This is a genomic window from Trinickia acidisoli, assembly GCF_017315725.1.
Taxonomy (GTDB): Bacteria; Pseudomonadota; Gammaproteobacteria; order Burkholderiales; family Burkholderiaceae; genus Trinickia; species Trinickia acidisoli.
Genome location: NZ_JAFLRG010000001.1, coordinates 4030512 through 4048525 on the forward strand (window position 1 = coordinate 4030512; position 18014 = coordinate 4048525).

At 63.4% G+C, this 18014-nt stretch carries 16 protein-coding genes; 14 read left to right on the forward strand and 2 right to left on the reverse strand.

Annotated features, from left to right (window positions below; all coding sequences use genetic code 11):
* The first annotated feature begins 9 nt into the window (after window positions 1-9).
* From J3485_RS18490 to J3485_RS18545, 12 genes are all read left to right on the forward strand, one after another.
* Complete coding sequence (locus J3485_RS18490) at window positions 10-1158, forward strand: SLC13 family permease (protein ID WP_206955545.1); 1149 nt, start codon at window positions 10-12, stop codon at window positions 1156-1158.
* 269 nt (window positions 1159-1427) lie between these two features.
* A complete protein-coding gene (locus J3485_RS18495; RefSeq protein ID WP_206955546.1) occupies window positions 1428-1961 on the forward strand; it encodes an ATP synthase subunit I in 534 nt (177 codons plus the stop codon).
* Between the two features lie 146 nt (window positions 1962-2107).
* Window positions 2108-2956, forward strand: a complete 849-nt coding sequence (atpB, locus tag J3485_RS18500) for a F0F1 ATP synthase subunit A (protein ID WP_206955547.1) — start codon at window positions 2108-2110, stop codon at window positions 2954-2956.
* Between the two features lie 83 nt (window positions 2957-3039).
* Entirely contained in the window at window positions 3040-3309 is a 270-nt protein-coding gene (gene atpE, locus J3485_RS18505; RefSeq protein ID WP_007180033.1) for a F0F1 ATP synthase subunit C, read from the forward strand.
* Window positions 3310-3531: 222 nt separating this feature from the next.
* Window positions 3532-4002 carry a F0F1 ATP synthase subunit B gene (locus J3485_RS18510; RefSeq protein WP_206955548.1) on the forward strand — a complete coding sequence of 157 codons (471 nt, stop codon included), beginning with the start codon at window positions 3532-3534 and terminating at the stop codon, window positions 4000-4002.
* Between the two features lie 2 nt (window positions 4003-4004).
* Complete coding sequence (locus J3485_RS18515; protein WP_206955549.1) at window positions 4005-4544, forward strand: F0F1 ATP synthase subunit delta; 540 nt, start codon at window positions 4005-4007, stop codon at window positions 4542-4544.
* A 51-nt stretch (window positions 4545-4595) separates the two neighbouring features.
* Window positions 4596-6137 (forward strand): F0F1 ATP synthase subunit alpha, encoded by a 1542-nt coding sequence (gene atpA, locus J3485_RS18520; RefSeq protein ID WP_206955550.1) that lies wholly within the window; start codon window positions 4596-4598, stop codon window positions 6135-6137.
* Window positions 6138-6217: 80 nt separating this feature from the next.
* The gene (atpG, locus tag J3485_RS18525) at window positions 6218-7093 is read left to right on the forward strand and encodes a F0F1 ATP synthase subunit gamma (RefSeq protein ID WP_206955551.1); all 876 of its coding nucleotides are present in this window, start codon (window positions 6218-6220) and stop codon (window positions 7091-7093) included.
* 70 nt (window positions 7094-7163) lie between these two features.
* Window positions 7164-8558, forward strand: a complete 1395-nt coding sequence (gene atpD / locus J3485_RS18530) for a F0F1 ATP synthase subunit beta (protein ID WP_206955552.1) — start codon at window positions 7164-7166, stop codon at window positions 8556-8558.
* 98 nt (window positions 8559-8656) lie between these two features.
* Window positions 8657-9082, forward strand: a complete 426-nt coding sequence (locus tag J3485_RS18535; RefSeq protein ID WP_206955553.1) for a F0F1 ATP synthase subunit epsilon — start codon at window positions 8657-8659, stop codon at window positions 9080-9082.
* A gap of 279 nt (window positions 9083-9361) precedes the next feature.
* Window positions 9362-11092, forward strand: a complete 1731-nt coding sequence (locus J3485_RS18540) for an AMP-binding protein (RefSeq protein WP_206955554.1) — start codon at window positions 9362-9364, stop codon at window positions 11090-11092.
* 629 nt (window positions 11093-11721) lie between these two features.
* On the forward strand, window positions 11722-12201 hold the full coding sequence (locus J3485_RS18545) for a CoA-binding protein (RefSeq protein ID WP_206955555.1): 480 nt from the start codon (window positions 11722-11724) through the stop codon (window positions 12199-12201).
* 76 nt (window positions 12202-12277) lie between these two features.
* Here the strand turns inward: J3485_RS18545 and J3485_RS18550 are convergent, their stop codons facing one another.
* Window positions 12278-13102, reverse strand: a complete 825-nt coding sequence (locus tag J3485_RS18550; RefSeq protein ID WP_206955556.1) for a transporter substrate-binding domain-containing protein — start codon at window positions 13100-13102, stop codon at window positions 12278-12280.
* Window positions 13103-13307: 205 nt separating this feature from the next.
* Between J3485_RS18550 and hemE the strand changes: the two genes are divergently transcribed.
* Together hemE and J3485_RS18560 are read left to right on the forward strand one after the other, a co-directional pair.
* The gene (gene hemE / locus J3485_RS18555; protein WP_206955557.1) at window positions 13308-14405 is read left to right on the forward strand and encodes a uroporphyrinogen decarboxylase; all 1098 of its coding nucleotides are present in this window, start codon (window positions 13308-13310) and stop codon (window positions 14403-14405) included.
* A 452-nt stretch (window positions 14406-14857) separates the two neighbouring features.
* A complete protein-coding gene (locus J3485_RS18560) occupies window positions 14858-17149 on the forward strand; it encodes a primosomal protein N' (RefSeq protein ID WP_206955558.1) in 2292 nt (763 codons plus the stop codon).
* Between the two features lie 430 nt (window positions 17150-17579).
* On the opposite strand, the gene J3485_RS18565 is transcribed toward J3485_RS18560, so the two are convergent.
* Window positions 17580-17753: a hypothetical protein gene (locus tag J3485_RS18565; RefSeq protein ID WP_206955559.1), complete on the reverse strand. Its 174-nt coding sequence runs from the start codon at window positions 17751-17753 to the stop codon at window positions 17580-17582.
* Window positions 17754-18014 lie beyond the last annotated feature (261 nt).

Here is an 18014-nt window from a genome sequence, read left to right on the forward strand (position 1 = left end):
CAGCCGCCCATGCCGACTGCCGACGATGTGCATCCCGCTCGCTCGAACCTGCCGCGCAAGCTCGTCTCGTTCGCACTGAAAGAGCCGGTCCTGACGATTCTCATTGCTGCGCTCGTCGTGCTGCAATGCGCGCGTCCGCAGCCTTGGCTCGCGCTGCCCAAGCTCGTCGATTGGCCGACCGTGATGACGCTGGCCGGCCTTTTGATGCTGACGAAGGCGATCGAGCGTTCCGGTCTGTTGATGTGGCTCGCGCATCGCGTCGTGCATCGCGTTCGCTCCGAGCGCACGCTCGCGTGCTTGCTGATCGGCCTCGCGGCGGCGCTGTCGATGCTCGTCACGAACGACGTCGCGCTGTTCGTCGTCGTGCCGCTCGTGCTCTCGCTGCACGCGCTGACGCCGCTGCCCGTCAAGCGGCTCACGATCTTCTTGGCGCTGGCCGTCAATGCGGGCTCGATTCTGACGCCGCTCGGCAATCCGCAGAATCTCTTTTTATGGCAAGTCGGCGCGGTGCCGTTCGGCCGCTTCGTCTTGGCCATGCTGCCGTTGTGTGCGCTTTTGATGGCGATGCTGTCGGTGCTGGCCTGGTTCGCGTTCAAGGCGAAATCGCTCGATTTGTCGCGCGACGTCGAGAAGCAAACCGTCGAGCGTGCCTATGCCGGCGTCGCGGCCGTGCTCTTCGTTGCCTTCGTCCTACTGGCCGATTCACACCACGCAGGCATCGGCCTCATCGGCGTCGCGGGCGGCTTTGTGTTGTGGCGACGCGACGCCGTGCTGAAAATCGACTGGGCTTTGCTGCTGATTTTCGTGCTGATGTTCGTCGTGCTGCGCAGTGTTGCGGCGCTGTCGTGGGTTCACGACACGGTGGCGCATCTCGGGCTCGATTCAGCCCTGCGCGCTTATGTCGCAGGTGCCGTGTTGTCCCAAGGCATCAGCAACGTGCCCGCGGCGATCATGCTCGCTCAATTCACGAAGGATTGGCGCGCGCTGGCGTTCGGGGTCAGCGTAGGCGGTTTCGGCGTCGCCATTGGCTCGCTGGCCAATCTGATCGCCGTGCGGATCTCGAAGGTACGCGGCATTTGGCTGCCGTTTCATCTCGTCTCGGTCCCGTTCTGGCTCGTTGCCGGCGTGCTCGGCGGATGGTTGCTCGTGCATCTGTAGTCACACCCCCGATGCGCCAGGGTGGTGCAAACGAAGACGCAAATGAAGCGGCACGCACGCTTTGATTCGTTCGCGCTCGCCCAGCCTTTCGGTTCGTCAGACGGGCCGCTTTGCGGCCGCCTCGGACGTCGTTTCCAGGCAGTTTTTTGTCGCGGCTAAAGTCTTGAATCGCCTGCAACTATCGCTTACAATCGCCCGGATTTATTAGCTAGGCAGCCCCGTAAGCACAGCGAAAGCTGCGGGTTGGATACTGGGTTCAGGATAGGGCGATGGCGGATCGAGAGCCGGGCACAAGGCACCACGAACGCGCGCGACACGATCCTTCTTCCGCTCGCGCGGTCAGTCGTTCGGAAACGTTCGACGATGCGTGGGATGCCGAGCAGCAAGACAAGAATTTCGTTCCGCTCACGCGGGCCGAGGCTGAGAAGCTCTTCGGCTCGGACGTGAGCCGCCCGTCGCGCGTAACGCCGTTCAAGGTCGTGAGAGCGCAAGTGGTTTTGTCCCTGATCGTCACGCTGGTTTGGTGGCTGTTTTCTAAGCCGCGGGGCGATGCTGCGCTGTCGGCCTTGGTGGGAGGAGCGATTTGCTGGGTGCCGAGCGCATTGTTCGCGGCACGTCTGAAAGGGGCGGGCGGCGCCGGATCCATCCTGACATGGATGATCGGCGAGATGCTCAAGATGGGGGTGACCGTTGCGATGTTCGTCGCGGTGGCGCTCTGGTATCACGACGTGCGGTGGCTGCCGCTGCTCGTGACTTTCCTCGTCACGCTGCAGACGTACTGGTTGGCGCTCGCTTGGCGTTGAGGATGCGCTGAGAATGGGATGGCGGTGGATGGCCGGCGGCGCGCGCGAAAAAGGCGCAGCGCGCCGGCGTTCGCGCGACTGAGCTCGGTTGAGCGGAGCGTGCGGGCACCGAAAGATTTTCGACAATTTAGGCGGCAATAAACGATATGGCAGCTACAGAAAGCACGCACTTGGATCCGTCCGAGTACATCGCGCATCACTTGCAAAACTTCGCCACTTCGCACCAGACGTCGATCATCGACATGCACGTGTTGAACATCGACACGCTGTTCTGGTCGATCATGTGCGGTCTCGTGACGCTCTTCATCTTGCGCATGGCCGCGCGCAATGCAACGCCGGGCGTGCCCAGCCGCTTCCAGTGCGCGATCGAGATGCTCGTCGAGATGGTCGAGGATCAATCGAAATCGATCATTCACGGCAATCGCACGTTCATCGCTCCGCTCGCCCTGTTCGTGTTCATCTGGGTCGCGCTGATGAACTCGCTCGATTTCATCCCCGTCGATCTGCCGGGCCGCATCATCCAGTGGGTAGGTCTCTCGCACGTCATCACGCACCACCGCATCGTGCCGACGGCCGATCTGAACGGCACGTTCGGCATTGCGCTCGGCGTGTTCGTGCTGATGATCTACTACAACCTCAAGATCAAGGGCCCGGGCGGCTTCCTTCATGAACTGCTGTCGGCCCCGTTCGGCGCGCATCCGCTTCTGTGGATCCCGAACCTCGCACTGAACATCATCGAGTTCGTCGCCAAGACGGTTTCGCTCGCGTTGCGGCTGTTCGGCAACATGTACGCGGGCGAACTGCTGTTCCTGCTCATCGCATTGCTCGGCAGCCTCTGGACCTTCGGCGCGGACACGACGGTGCTCGGCTTCATCGGTCATGTGATCGCAGGTACCGTTTGGTCGATCTTCCACATCCTGATCGTCTTGTTGCAAGCGTTCATCTTCATGATGCTGACGCTCGTGTACATCGGCCAGGCGCACGACAAGCACTGATCGCAGTGCGTGCCGCGCGAATGCAGATTCGTTTTTCGTTTCTTTAAATCCGGTTCTAAAAAGTCTTTTACAAAGGAGTGATCATGCAAGCTTTCATCGCCAACATCCAAGGTCTGACCGCCATCGGTATCGGCATCATCATCGGCCTGGGTGCAATCGGCGCCTGTATCGGTATCGGCCTGATGGGCGGCAAGTACATCGAAGCTTGCGCGCGTCAGCCGGAACTGATGAACCCGCTGCAAACCAAGATGTTCCTCTTGGCTGGTCTGATCGACGCGGCGTTCCTGATCGGCGTTGGTGTGGCAATGCTGTTTGCGTTCGCGAACCCGCTGCTCTCGAAGTTGGCGGGCTGAGGTTCATCGCCCCGGGGAAACGCCGGGCCGTCCCAAGTTTTCCCGTCCCCCTCGGGGGGGCCTGACGCGAAGCGGCAGGTATGGGGGCAGTCGGATAGTTGCGCCGCGGCTCGTAAGCCGGCGCAGGGGCGAAACGGAAGACTCTCGGGCGCTGATCGAACGTAACGTCGATGAGCGCCTTACCGTTTCACTTTCCGAATTAGCAACGTTTAAGGAAACACCGTGAATCTCAACGCAACTCTGATTGCGCAAATGGTCGTGTTCCTGATCCTCGCCTGGTTCACGATGAAATTCGTGTGGCCGCCGATGGTCAAAGCCCTCGATGAGCGTTCGAAGAAGATCGCCGACGGTCTCGCGGCCGCCGAAAAGGGCAAGACGGAACTCGAAGCGGCGCACAAGCGTGTCGATCAGCAGCTCGCGCAGGCGCGCAACGACGGTCAGCAACGCATCGCCGACGCTGAAAAGCGTGCGCTCTCCGTAGCCGACGAAATCAAGGCCAATGCGCAAGCCGAAGCCGCGCGCATCATTGCCCAAGCCAAGGCCGAAGCCGAACAGCAAGTCGTGAAGGCGCGCGAGACGCTGCGCGCCGAAGTGGCAACGCTGGCGGTCAAGGGCGCCGAGCAGATCCTGAAGCGTGAAATCGACCAGGCGGCGCATGCCCAACTGCTCGATCAACTGAAAGCAGAGCTCTGATCATGGCCGAACTTGCAACCATCGCCCGTCCCTACGCAGAAGCGCTGTTCAGCGTTGCCGAAGGCGGAGACCTCGCCGCCTGGTCCGCTCTCGTGCAGGAGCTGGCACAGGTTGCGCGTCTGCCCGAGCTCATGTCGGTCGCCTCGAGCCCGAAGGTGAGCCGCGCGCAGGTCGTCGATCTGCTGCTGGCCGCAACCCGCTCAGCCCCGAAAGACTCGCCGCAGGCGAAGAACTTCGTGCAGATGCTGGTCGACAATCACCGTCTCTCGCTGCTGTCCGAAATTGCCGTCCAGTTCGATGAACTGAAAAATGCTCGCGAAGGCGCGGCCGATGCGCTGATCGTCAGCGCGTTTCCGCTGCAAGAGGCCCAGCTCGCCGATCTCGTCGCGAGCCTCGAGCGCAAATTTGGGCGCAAGCTCAAGCCGACGGTTCAAGTCGATGCTTCGCTGATCGGTGGCGTGCGCGCTACCGTCGGCGACGAAGTGCTCGACACCTCGGTTCGCGCACGGCTCGCCGATATGCGCACGGCGCTCACCGCGTAAAGCGAAGCGCACGCCACGGCACGCAACAGAATTGACTATCAGGAGCGAATAATGCAACTCAATCCCTCTGAGATCAGCGAGCTGATCAAGAGCCGGATCCAGGGCCTTGAAGCGAGCACCGACGTTCGCAACCAGGGCACCGTGATCTCCGTGACCGACGGTATCGTGCGCATTCACGGCCTGTCGGACGTGATGCAAGGCGAAATGCTCGAATTCCCGGGCAACACGTTCGGCCTCGCGCTGAACCTCGAGCGCGACTCCGTCGGCGCCGTGATTCTCGGTGAGTACGAACACATCTCGGAAGGCGACGTCGTCAAGACGACGGGCCGCATTCTCGAAGTACCGGTCGGCCCCGAACTCGTCGGCCGTGTCGTCGACGCGCTCGGCAATCCGATCGACGGCAAGGGTCCGATCAACGCCAAGATGACCGACGCGGTCGAGAAGATCGCGCCGGGCGTGATTTGGCGTAAGTCGGTGTCGCAGCCGGTGCAAACGGGTCTGAAGTCGATCGACGCGATGGTGCCGATCGGCCGCGGCCAGCGCGAGCTGATCATCGGCGACCGCCAGTGCGGCAAGACGGCGGTGGCCATCGACGCGATCATCAATCAGAAGGGCAAAGACCTCATCTGTATCTACGTCGCGATCGGCCAAAAGGCCTCGTCGATCGTAAACGTCGTGCGCAAGCTCGAAGAATCGGGCGCGCTCGAGTACACGATCGTCGTGGCGGCGTCGGCTTCGGAATCGGCGGCGATGCAATACCTCGCGCCGTACGCGGGCTGCACGATGGGCGAATACTTCCGCGACCGCGGTCAAGACGCCCTCATCATTTATGACGATTTGACCAAGCAAGCTTGGGCCTATCGCCAGATCTCGCTGCTGCTGCGCCGCCCGCCGGGCCGTGAAGCGTACCCGGGCGACGTGTTCTATCTGCACTCGCGTCTGCTCGAGCGCGCCGCGCGCGTCTCGGAAGACTACGTCGAGAAGTTCACGAACGGCGAAGTGAAGGGCAAGAGCGGTTCGCTGACGGCGCTGCCCGTCATCGAGACGCAAGCGGGCGACGTGACGGCATTCGTTCCGACGAACGTGATCTCGATCACGGACGGCCAGATCTTCCTCGAAACCGACTTGTTCAACGCCGGTATCCGTCCCGCCATCAACGCGGGCGTGTCGGTGTCGCGCGTCGGCGGTGCGGCGCAAACGAAGGTCGTGAAGAAGCTGTCGGGCGGTATCCGTACCGACCTCGCGCAGTACCGTGAGCTCGCCGCGTTCGCGCAGTTCGCATCGGATCTCGACGAAGCCACGCGCAAGCAACTCGAGCGCGGTCGCCGCGTGACGGAGCTCTTGAAGCAGCCGCAGTATCAGCCGCTGCAGGTGTGGGAGCTGGCTGTGTCGCTGTTCGCGGCGAACAACGGCTACCTCGACGATCTCGACGTGAAGGACGTGCTGCCGTTCGAGAAGGGCATGCGCGAATTCCTGAAGACGAGCCATGCCGACCTCATCAAGCGCATCGAAGACACGAAGGACTTGTCGAAGGACGACGAGGGCGTGCTCCACGCCGCTCTGAAGGACTTCAAGAAGTCGGGCGCTTATTGATCCGCGAGGCATAACGACCTTGAAGCGGCGCGCGCTTGAGTCGTAACGAAGCGCGCGCCGCTTCGATCAAGGAGCAAGCAATGGCTGGAATGAAGGAAATCCGCGGCAAGATCAAGAGCGTGCAAAACACGCGCAAGATCACCAAGGCGATGGAGATGGTGGCCGCATCGAAGATGCGCCGCGCCCAGGAGCGCATGCGCGGCGCTCGTCCGTATGCCGACAAGGTTCGCGACATCGCTGCGCATATGAGCCGTGCGAACCCCGAGTATCGCCACCCGTTCATGGTGTCGAACGAGGGCGCGAAGGCGGCCGGCATCATCCTCGTCACGACCGATAAGGGGTTGTGCGGCGGCATGAACACGAACGTGCTGCGCGCGACCGTGGCCAAGTTCAAGGAACTCGAGGCCAAGGGCCAAACCGTCGAAGCGACGGCGATCGGCGGCAAGGGTCTCGGCTTTTTGACGCGCCTGCGCGCGAAGGTCGCCTCGCACGTGGTTCAGCTCGGCGATACGCCGCACCTCGAAAAGCTGATCGGCGCGGTGAAGGTGCAGCTCGATCTGTACTCGGAAGGCAAGGTCTCGGCCGTGTATCTCGCATACACGCGCTTCGTCAACACGATGAAGCAAGAGCCCGTGATCGAGCAGCTCCTGCCGCTGTCGGCCGAGCACTTCGAGACTGACGAGTCGACGCCGAAGTCCGCATGGGACTACATCTACGAACCCGACGCGCAGGCCGTCGTCGACGAGCTGCTCGTTCGCTACGTCGAGGCGCTCGTGTACCAGGCCGTCGCGGAAAACATGGCGTCCGAGCAATCGGCGCGCATGGTGGCGATGAAGGCCGCGTCGGACAACGCGAAGACGGTGATCAGCGAGTTGCAGCTCGTCTACAACAAGAGCCGCCAGGCCGCGATTACGAAGGAACTGTCGGAAATCGTCGGTGGTGCCGCCGCGGTCTGACGCGTGTCGGTTTGACCCGTCCTAAGCGCCGTTTGCGCGAGTGAAGAATTGAGTATCTAAAGGAAAAGCGATGAGTACTACTGCTTTGGTAGAAGGCAAGATCGTACAGTGCATCGGCGCGGTGATCGACGTGGAATTTCCGCGTGAGCACATGCCGAAGGTCTACGACGCCCTCGTGCTCGAAGGCACGGAACTGACGCTCGAAGTTCAGCAGCAGCTGGGCGACGGCGTCGTGCGCACGATCTGTCTGGGCGCGTCCGACGGTTTGCGCCGCGGCACGATGGTGAAGAACACGGGCAAGCCGATCAGCGTGCCTGTCGGCAAGCCGACGCTCGGCCGCATCATGGACGTGCTCGGCCGTCCGATCGACGAAGCCGGTCCGATCGAAAGCGAGCACGTGCGCTCGATCCACCAGAAGGCACCTAAGTTCGACGAGCTGTCGCCGTCGACGGAACTGCTGGAAACGGGCATCAAGGTGATCGATTTGATCTGCCCGTTCGCGAAGGGCGGCAAGGTGGGCCTGTTCGGCGGCGCCGGCGTCGGCAAGACCGTCAACATGATGGAGCTCATCAACAACATCGCGAAGGAGCACGGCGGTTACTCCGTGTTCGCGGGCGTGGGCGAGCGTACCCGTGAAGGGAACGACTTCTACCATGAAATGAAGGACTCGAACGTGCTCGACAAGGTCGCGCTCGTGTACGGTCAGATGAACGAGCCGCCGGGCAACCGTCTGCGCGTGGCGTTGACGGGCCTCACGATGGCCGAGCACTTCCGCGACGAAGGTCTCGACGTGCTGTTCTTCGTCGACAACATCTACCGTTTCACGCTGGCCGGTACCGAAGTGTCGGCACTGCTTGGCCGGATGCCGTCGGCCGTGGGTTATCAGCCGACGCTGGCTGAAGAAATGGGCCGGCTGCAAGAGCGCATCACGTCGACGAAGAAGGGTTCGATCACGTCGGTGCAAGCCGTGTACGTGCCGGCGGATGACTTGACCGACCCGTCGCCCGCGACGACCTTCGGCCATTTGGACGCGACGGTCGTGCTCTCGCGTGACATCGCTTCGCTCGGGATCTACCCGGCCGTCGACCCGCTCGATTCCACGTCGCGTCAGATCGACCCGAACGTGATCGGCGAAGAGCACTACTCGATCACGCGCGGCGTGCAGCAAACGCTGCAGCGCTACAAGGAACTGCGCGACATCATCGCGATTCTGGGCATGGACGAACTGTCGCCGGAAGACAAGCTGTCGGTGGCCCGCGCGCGTAAGATCCAGCGTTTCCTGTCGCAGCCGTTTCACGTCGCGGAAGTGTTCACGGGTTCGCCGGGCAAGTACGTGCCGCTGAAGGAAACGATCCGCGGCTTCAAGATGATCGTCGAAGGCGAGTGCGATCATTTGCCCGAGCAGGCGTTCTACATGGTCGGCACGATCGACGAAGCCTTCGAAAAGGCCAAGAAGATCCAGTAACGGTAAGTGTGCTCGCTTCGAGGCGGGCTTGGCGTTCGCATTGACCGCTGGGCTCGCCGCACGCATCACGCTCAACCGAGCCTTGCACAGGAATCGATATGGCAACCATCAAAGTAGACGTCGTCAGCGCGGAAGAGCAGATCTTCTCGGGCATGGCGAAGTTCGTCGCGCTGCCGGGCGAGGCCGGTGAACTCGGCATCTTGCCGGGCCACACCCCGCTCATCACGCGCATTCGTCCCGGCGCCGTGCGCATCGAGGCCGAAAACGGCGAAGAAGAGTTCGTGTTCGTTGCCGGCGGCATTCTCGAAGTGCAACCGGGTGCGGTGACCGTGCTCGCCGATACGGCGATCCGCGGTGCCGATCTCGACGAAGCGAAAGCCGAGCAGGCCCGCAAACGCGCCGAGGAAGTGCTGCAGAACTCGGGCTCGAACATCGAGTATGCGACGGCGCAAGCCGAGCTGGCCTATGCCACGGCGCAACTCGCCGCGATCGCTCGTTTGCGCAAGATTCGCGCGCAGCACTAAAAGAAAAGCGCTTCGCAGCGGCGTTTTGGCAGATGGCTCATCGCACTGCGATGGGCCAACGCTGCGTGAAAAGAAATGCGATTAATAAGATGTATGTGCCGCCGGGCTAAATGCCTCGCGGCGTTTTTTTTGCCTCCGCGGGGGCCGGGGTGGCGTGCTGCAGCACTCACGCGCGCCGACGTCGGCGTCATTTGCTGCGGGTAAGACTTGATGCGGGCGGCCCGTGCTCGATGGCACAATCAGTCGGAAAATTTTTCCAAAGACATGGGAGACATCGAGATGGCGACGCAGCTTCCCGAGGAAGGCGCCCTCATTGCGCCGGTCAATGGCCTGTCATACGTGCGTGGCGCGACCGACGTCGCGCTGAGCGAAGCGACGATCGGCCAATTCCTGCGCGATACGGCGGCGCGCTTTCCCGATCGGCCCGCCGTCGTATTCCGCGAACAGGGTATTCGGTGGACGTGGCGCGAGTTCGCCGACGAAGTCGACGTGCTGGCCGCGGGCCTGGCATCGGCCGGCATCGTGCGCGGCGATCGTGTCGGCATTTGGTCGCCGAATCGTGTCGAATGGCTGCTGACGCAATTCGCGACCGCGCGCATCGGCGCGATCCTGGTGAACGTCAATCCGGCCTATCGGTTGGCGGAGCTCGAATACGCGCTGAACATGTCGGGCTGCTGCGCGCTCGTCACGGCCGAAAGCTTCAAGACGTCGAAGTACGTCGAGATGCTGCAAGCACTGGCGCCGGAACTCGCTCAATGCGAGAGCGGCTGGCTTCGCGCGGCGCGATTGCCGCATCTGCGCCTCGTCGTGCGGATGTGCGATACGCAGACGCCGGGCATGATGACGTTTTCCGATCTGATCGAGGCGGGGCGCGTGGCGCGCGAAACGATCGATCTCGACGCGATCGGCGTGACGCTGTCCGCGCACGACCCGATCAACATCCAGTTCACGAGCGGTACGACGGGCAACCCGAAGGGCGCGACGCTCACGCATCGCAATGTGGTCAACAACGCGCGCTATATCGCGATGGCCATGCGCTTCACCGAGGCCGATGCACTCTGCATCCCGGTTCCGTTCTATCACTGCTTCGGCATGGTGTTATCGGTGCTCGCGAGCGTGTCGACGGGCGCGAAGATGGTGTTTCCGGGCGAAGCCTTCGAGCCCGCGGCGGCCTTGGCCGCTTGTGCGCAGGAGCGCTGCACCGCGCTGCACGGCGTGCCGACGATGTTCATCGCTGAACTCGATCACCCCGACTTCGCCTCGTTCGATCTGTCGACGCTGCGTACGGGCATCATGGCGGGCTCGCCGTGCCCGATCGAGACGATGAAGCGCGTCGTCGCGCGCATGCACCAATCGGAGATCACGATCGCCTACGGCATGACGGAAACGAGCCCTGTCTCGTTTCAGAGTTCGACCGACGATCCGCTCGACAAGCGGACGTCGACGGTCGGGCGCATCGCCCCGCACTTGGAAGCGAAAATCGTCGATGCCCTCGGCAATACGGTGCCGGTCGGCGAAACGGGCGAGCTGTGGACGCGCGGTTATTCGGTCATGCGTGGCTACTGGGAGGATGAGGCGCGCACGCGTGAGGCGATCGTCGAAGGCTGGATGCGCACCGGCGATCTCGCGACCCTCGATGCGGACGGCTATTGCAATATTGTCGGCCGCCTGAAGGACATGCTCATTCGCGGCGGCGAGAATATTTATCCGCGCGAGGTGGAAGAGTTTTTATTTAGGCATCCTAAGGTTCAGAGCGTGCAGGTATTCGGCGTGCCCGACGAGAAGTACGGTGAGGAGGTCTGTGCGTGGATCGTCGTGCGCCCGGGGGAGCAGTTGACGGAGGAAGAAATCAAGGATTACTGCCGCGGACAGATTGCGCACTACAAGGTGCCGCGCTACATCCGCTTCGTCGAGGAGATGCCGATGACGGTGACCGGCAAGGTCCAGAAGTTCGTCATGCGCGAGCGGATGATCGCCGAACTCAAAGGGCAGGGACCGACCGGAGCATGAGACCGAGGCGTCACCAAGACACGCGAGCGCGCAGCGAAGGCAGGCGCCGCACGGAGCCGGACTTGGCGTCGTGTCGACGTGCCAAGTTCGGGGGGGCAAAAAAAAAGCGGGCTTAGTAGCCCGCTAAAAACCACACGCTACGGGGTTAGCGCGAGGAGACCAATGATGAAGCCGTCGGGCGCAGCGGACAGCGAACTGCAGCGCACCGGCAACGACTCCAACAGAGATGCCCCTCGAGGGATTCGGCAGACCGACCGGCTCGCGTTTTGCTGTTATTTACAGACGACAGCAAGTGAGCCACACCCATGTTGAAACCGTTGAGGGGCATTGTGGGCGAATTGAGACGGAGACGCGGTAACAAAGTGTTTCAGGTTGTAACGCCCGCCAGGTAAGGCATTGCGGGAGTTTTTACCAAGCCTCAATGCGATTAAGTCAGTATTTCCGATTAATGGGAAGAAATGAAATGCAGCGTGAAAAAGCGTCTGCGGATTTTATCAATAAAAAAGCATAAATGGGTTTCGTCTATGGAATTGCAGGCTTAAGATGACCCACCATGCTCGCACGCCACGCGTGAAAACGACCGAAGCGTTGCATACGCCGACATTTTTACCCATCGTTGCAGCAACACAATGAACGAGCCTGAGACACTCAAACGCATCCTGGACCGCGATCGCGTGATCGCCGTCGTCGGCTTGTCCACGCATCCCTACCGTCCGAGTCATTCGGTGGCGGCCTACATGCAGTCGCACGGTTATCGCATCGTGCCCGTGAACCCCGCATATGCAAACGATACCGCCGGGGTGCTGGGACAGCGCTGCTACGCTTCGCTCGCCGACGCCGCGCACGCGCTGGCGCAGGAAGGCGCCGTCATCGAGATGGTCGATGTGTTTCGTCGATCCGAGCAAGCGGCCGATGTCGCCGAGCAAGCGGTCGCGATCGGTGCGAAGTCGCTGTGGCTGCAGCTCGGCGTGGTCAACGACGAAGCGATCGCTCGCGCGAAAGCGGCGGGGCTCGACGTCGCGATGAACGTCTGCGTGAAGGTCGAGCACGAGCGGCTGCTCGGCACGACGCACCGCGCGAATGCGCCAGCGCCGCGCGTGCCTGAGTGAGCGCTCGAGTGAGCGCCTGAACGAGCTTGCCGCGCGCCGCCTCGATCTCGATCGACACGGCGCGTGGCGCCGGCACTCACTTGAGCCACTTGTCCGAAATCGATTGGAACTCCCCCGTCGCACGCGCGAGGTGCAGCCACTGATCGACGTATTGCTGGAACGTCACGTCTCCCGGCGGCAGCATGTACGCCTTCTCGCCGTACTGGAAAGGCTTGTCGGGATGCACCGAGCACAGCCCGGGATTGAGCTTTTGCTGCAGCAGCGTCTCCGAGGCATCGGTCACCATCACGTCGGCCTTGCCCGCGAGGATTTGCTTGAAGATCGTGACGTTATCGGGATAGACCGTCACGTTCGCGTGCGTCAAGTATTGTTTCGCGAAGCGATCGTTCGTGCCGCCGGGGTTGACGATCACGCGCGTCGTCGGCCGGTCGATCTGCGCGAGCGTTTGGTATTTGTTGACGTCCGCGCAACGTGTGATCGGCGTTTTGCCGTCGATCATGTAGGGCTGCGTGAAGAACACGTGCTTTTGGCGCTCGAGCGACGTCGACACGCCACCCACGGCGATGTCGCATTTCGCGAGGAAATCGTTCATGAGGTTCGACCACGTGGTCTTCACGTATTCGACCTTCACGCCGAGCGATTTGGCCAGCGATTCGGCCATGTCGATGTCGATGCCTTCGAACGTGCCGTCGGGCTTGAGGAACGAGTACGGCTTGTAGTCGCCCGTCGTGCACACGCGCAGCGTGCCGCGCGCGATGACCGCATCGAGGCGCGAGCCCGAAGTCGCAGCCGGCATAGCCGCGCTTGCCTGCGTCGCCTGCGCGAACGCACTGCCCGTGCAGCCGGCCGCGAGCGCAATCGCGGCGATCGAAATGTGCGCGAATCGTTTCTGCTTGGTCATCGAGGTCTCCTTTGTTCTACGAGGGCGGGCTTAGGCCGTGGGGTGCATCGCTTCGCTCGATGATAGCGGCGCCAAAATGACACGGGCGGCGACGCTGCGGTGGCCGTGGCCGGCGCACGGTTGTGAAGATGGATATGCGGCGCGAAGGGTTGCGCGCCTCCGGTAAAATGGCTGTCTCTTTCGCTCTGCCTTTCGCCGGACTCCCGTGCCCTCGACCCTCCTCAACGATACGTTTCTGCGCGCGCTGCTGCGCGAGCCGACCGATTACACCCCGATTTGGCTGATGCGTCAGGCGGGTCGCTATCTGCCCGAGTACAACGCCACGCGCGCGCGCGCCGGCAGCTTTCTCGGCCTGGCCAAGAATCCCGACTTCGCCACGGAAGTCACGCTGCAGCCGCTCGAGCGTTTCCCGCTCGACGCCGCCATCCTGTTTTCGGACATCCTCACGGTGCCCGATGCGATGGGCTTGGGGCTGTCGTTCGCGGCGGGCGAGGGGCCGCGATTCGCGCATCCCGTGCGGACCGAGGAAGACGTCGCGCGGTTGCGCGTGCCGGACATCGATGCGACGCTCGGCTACGTGACCGACGCGGTCCGCTCGATCCGCCGGGCGTTGACGGACGGACAGGGGCGCCAGCGCGTCCCGCTGATCGGTTTTTCGGGCAGCCCGTGGACGCTCGCGTGCTATATGGTCGAGGGGGCCGGCTCGGACGACTTCCGCACCGTGAAGTCGATGCTGTATGCGCGCCCGGATCTCATGCACCGAATCCTCCAAATCAACGCCGAGGCCGTCGCCGCTTACCTGAATGCGCAGATCCAAGCCGGCGCGCAGGCCGTGATGATTTTCGATACCTGGGGCGGGGCGCTGGCCGACGGCGTATTTCAGCGATTCTCGCTGCATTACATCGACGCGGTGGTGCGTCGCCTCGCGCGCGAGCACGAAGGCAAGCGCGTGCCCGTGATCACGTTCACCAAGGGCGGCGGCCTCTGGCTCGACGACATCGCGGCATGCGGCGTCGATGCGGTCGGTCTCGACTGGACGGTCAACCTCGGGCGCGCCCGCGAGCGGGTCGGTTCGCGCGTGGCGCTACAGGGCAACGTCGATCCGACGGTGCTGTTCGCGCCCCCTGAGGCAGTGCGCGCGCAAGCGCGGGCCGTGCTCGACAGCTATGGCAATCACCCCGGACACGTCTTCAATCTCGGGCACGGCATCTCGCAGTTCGCGCCGCCCGAGCACGTCGCCGAGCTCGTCGACGAAGTGCACCGATACAGCCGGGCGATGCGCGCCGGGTCCGGCTCGTCATGACATGATGGTTTTGTTGCATCGCAATAAAGTGGGCTCTCGGTCTAGGGGGCGAGTTGCCCGCAAGATGGCATCGCCGGGTCGTCTTGCGCTTGTCAAGACTTGACTTATACACATTTTTCTCGTTGCGGCGCGGTAGAGAGAAGAAAGATTGACGCAACCCGGCAAACGATGTAGCCCCGCTGTCGAGGCCTTGACCGACAAGGGTTTGCGCCAAAGACCCGCCGTGTGCGGTTGCCCACGGAACGCCAGTGCGACGGCCTTTTTTCGGTTCCGCCTTCACACTTTTCAACAAAGTTATCCACAGGCAGCCTCCGGTGGACGGCAAAGTTCAGCGAGATCCATAAGTTAGCGGCGAATCTCATGTTTTACTTTAAGTTCGTCCCGTTCGGTCGAGGCTCGATGTGCGTGCGATGGGGGGGCTGCCGCGGCAAGGTGCCCGGGAGCCGTTCGCAATGAGCGAGACGTTCGTTCGCGTCGCGCTCGACCATCCGCTGCCGACCCTTTTCGATTATCGATGCGACGCGCCGCCGCCCGAGCCGGGCACCCTCGTCGCCGTGCCGTTCGGCAAACGCAGCGTCGTGGGGCTTGTTGTCGAAGTGAGCGCTCACAGCGATCTGGCTGCCGGGCGCGTGCGCAATATCGAGGCGACATGCGGCGCCTGTGCGCCACTCTCGTCCGAATGGCTCGCCCTCGTTGCCTTCGCCGCCGATTACTACCAGCGCTCGCTCGGCGAGGTCGCGCTGCCGGCCTTGCCGCAGGCGCTGCGCGATCGGTCGCGGTGGCCGCGGCTGTTCGCCGTCGAGCCGCGTTTTCGATTGACGGCGGCCGGACGGGCCGCGCTGCCCGATGCGCTCCCTGCGCGTGCTGCCGCGCTGCGCCGGCTCGCCGCGGCGTTGGCCGACGCTCGCTCGCTCGATGCGCCCGACGCCCGCGCGCTTCATCCCAAGGCTGGCGCCACGTTGGCCGCTTGGCAGGCGCAGGGGTGGATCGACGTCGAAACGGATGCCGACGCGGCCCGCGCATTCGACGCTCGCGCCGATTGGGGGGCCGACGGCGATGCGGCCGTCGCCGTTATGGCTTCCGCTGTCTCCGCTATTGCGGCTCGCCCGGCTTTGACCGACGAGCAGGCGCAGGCCGTCGATGCCATTGCCGGTGCGCAAGGTTTCTCGCCGTTTCTGCTGCATGGCGTCACGGGCAGCGGCAAAACCGAAGTCTATTTGAGCGCGCTCGAGCGCTTGTTCGCCGCACGGCCCGATGCGCAGGCGCTCGTGCTCGTCCCCGAGATCAATTTGACGCCGCAGTTCGAGGCGGCTTTTCGCGCACGCTTTGCCGCGCTTGCCGGCGACGCATCGATCGTCACCTTGCACAGCGCGATGGCCGACGGCGAGCGCGCGCGTAGCTGGCTCGCCGCCCATCGGGGCCGCGCGCGGATCGTGCTCGGTACGCGGCTCGCCGTCCTCGCTTCGCTGCCCGAGCTCGCGCTGATCGTCGTCGACGAAGAACACGAGCCGGCCTATAAGCAGCAGGAGGGCCTGCGCTATTCCGCGCGCGACTTGGCGATTTGGCGAGCGAAGCAGCGCGGCATCGCCGTCGTGCTCGGATCGGCGACACCGTCGCTCGAAAGTTGGTGGCAGGCGGAACAGGGCCGCTATCGGCGGCTTTCGCTCTCGCGGCGCGCGGTGGCCGATGCCGTGCTGCCCGCCGTCAAGATGATCGACCTCGAAGAGGAGCGCCGCCGCGGGCGAGGCAGCGTAGACGGCATTTCCGGGCCGCTCGTCGCCGCGCTGAAATCGCGGCTCGAGCGCGGCGAGCAGAGCCTCGTCTTTCTCAATCGCCGCGGCTATGCGCCCGTGCTCGCGTGCGATGCTTGCGGATGGGTGGCCGGTTGCCCACGTTGCAGCGCTTACGTCGTGCTGCACAAGAGCGCGCATGCGCTGCGCTGTCATCACTGCGGCTGGGAAGCGCGCGTCCCGCGCGCCTGTCCTGATTGCGGCAACGTCGACATCGCGCCGCTCGGGCGCGGCACGCAGCGCGTGGAGGAAACGCTCGCCGGCCTCGTACCGGGCGCGCGCGTGTTGCGGATCGACGCGGACAGCACGCGCCGCAAGGGCAGCGCGCAGACGCTCTTTTCGAACGTGCATGCCGGCGAGGTCGACATCCTCGTCGGCACGCAGATGATCGCCAAAGGGCACGACTTTCAGCGCGTTTCCCTCGTGGGCGTGCTCAATGCCGATTCCGCCCTGTTCTCGCACGACTTTCGCGCGGGCGAGCGGCTGTTCGCGCAGCTCATGCAGGTGAGTGGGCGCGCCGGGCGCGCGGGGCTGCCCGGCGAAGTGCTCGTGCAGACACGCTATCCGCGGCACGCGCTGTACCACGCGTTGGGCCGCCACGACTATGTCGGCTTTGCCAACGCGACGCTGGACGAGCGGCGCGACGCGCACCTGCCGCCATTCGTCTATCAGGCGCTGCTGCGCGCCGAAGGGCGCACGCTCGAGGCGGCCTTGGCGTTTCTCGGCCAGGCCGGTGCGGCGTTGGCGGACGCGCCGTTCGCCGAGCGCGTGACCGTCTACGACGCGGTGCCGATGACGATCGTCAAAGTCGCCAACGTGCACCGCGCCCAACTGCTCGTCGAGAGCGCGTCGCGCGCATCGCTGCTCGCGACGCTGCGCGCTTGGCAGCCGACGCTGCGGACATTGAAGGGCGTCATACGCTGGAGTGTCGAGGTCGATCCGCTCGACATTTGAGCGTTTCTAGGACGTGAGCGAGGAGAAGGAAACGTGTATGCCGGGCGGGCGCATCGCAGATCGGCGACGCGCCCGCTTCGATGCGAGGCGCGGGAAACGGTTCAATAGCGCAGGCGGCTGCGCGCGTTGCGCGCACGCGTCCGGAATCGGTTCGTGTAGCTCGGCGCCGGCGAGGTGAGAGGGCGTGCACAAGCGGCGACGGGAGAACGCCGGCGTCGCGCCGCCTGCAGATTCCGGGCGGAGGACCGGCTTTCGTTCGAGCAAATCATGTTGAGCCTCGAGGTGGGTGCGATCTGAAGTACATGCGATTGCATCGGGTACGACCGGGTGCAACCTAGGCCCGGCCGTCCCTGTCGCTCGGTGGCGTCGAACACGTCGAACGTCCCCGAGGCAGTCGCTCCCTTTTTTGGGCGGAGATCTTGTCCGCCGTTCAGCTACGTTCGATCAGGAGCGAGTCGTTCGCCGCTTCGGCCTTGAGCCGGGCCTGCCGCACGCGCGCCAGCGCGACGGCACGGCTGTGCGCAGGCGAAGCGCCGCGCACGAACATCGCGAGACAGGCCACGGCCATCGTCCAGATACCGCCGACTACGATCCACTTTTCCATTTCGCCTCTCCTTTCTCGGCGCTTACCGTGCGCTAGAACGCTTTCCTGCGTTAACGGCATTCCTCAGCCCTGCAATAGGGCGCTGAGAACGATTTCGCGTCAGGGAAAATACCGAGCGCAATCCACGATGTTCGGTTCGCTTCGATTTCGCCGCAACCCTTGTCCGGTATAGGTTTTTACGGGGTGCAACCATAACGGAAATTTGGTTGCACCTTTTTATTGGGAGGCGTAGGATTCGGCCAACTTTTAGTCAGCGGCCGG

Excerpts from the sequence above, each read along its gene's own strand:
- J3485_RS18490 (WP_206955545.1), top strand. The coding sequence starts at position 10 with ATGCCGACTGCCGACGATGTGCATCCCGCTCGCTCGAACCTGCCGCGC.
- J3485_RS18495 (WP_206955546.1), top strand. The coding sequence starts at position 1,428 with ATGGCGGATCGAGAGCCGGGCACAAGGCACCACGAACGCGCGCGACAC.
- atpB (WP_206955547.1), top strand. The coding sequence starts at position 2,108 with ATGGCAGCTACAGAAAGCACGCACTTGGATCCGTCCGAGTACATCGCG.
- atpE (WP_007180033.1), top strand. The coding sequence starts at position 3,040 with ATGCAAGCTTTCATCGCCAACATCCAAGGTCTGACCGCCATCGGTATC.
- J3485_RS18515 (WP_206955549.1), top strand. The coding sequence starts at position 4,005 with ATGGCCGAACTTGCAACCATCGCCCGTCCCTACGCAGAAGCGCTGTTC.
- atpA (WP_206955550.1), top strand. The coding sequence starts at position 4,596 with ATGCAACTCAATCCCTCTGAGATCAGCGAGCTGATCAAGAGCCGGATC.
- atpG (WP_206955551.1), top strand. The coding sequence starts at position 6,218 with ATGGCTGGAATGAAGGAAATCCGCGGCAAGATCAAGAGCGTGCAAAAC.
- atpD (WP_206955552.1), top strand. The coding sequence starts at position 7,164 with ATGAGTACTACTGCTTTGGTAGAAGGCAAGATCGTACAGTGCATCGGC.
- J3485_RS18535 (WP_206955553.1), top strand. The coding sequence starts at position 8,657 with ATGGCAACCATCAAAGTAGACGTCGTCAGCGCGGAAGAGCAGATCTTC.
- J3485_RS18540 (WP_206955554.1), top strand. The coding sequence starts at position 9,362 with ATGGCGACGCAGCTTCCCGAGGAAGGCGCCCTCATTGCGCCGGTCAAT.
- J3485_RS18545 (WP_206955555.1), top strand. The coding sequence starts at position 11,722 with ATGAACGAGCCTGAGACACTCAAACGCATCCTGGACCGCGATCGCGTG.
- J3485_RS18550 (WP_206955556.1), bottom strand. The coding sequence starts at position 13,102 with ATGACCAAGCAGAAACGATTCGCGCACATTTCGATCGCCGCGATTGCG.
- J3485_RS18560 (WP_206955558.1), top strand. The coding sequence starts at position 14,858 with ATGAGCGAGACGTTCGTTCGCGTCGCGCTCGACCATCCGCTGCCGACC.
- J3485_RS18565 (WP_206955559.1), bottom strand. The coding sequence starts at position 17,753 with ATGGAAAAGTGGATCGTAGTCGGCGGTATCTGGACGATGGCCGTGGCC.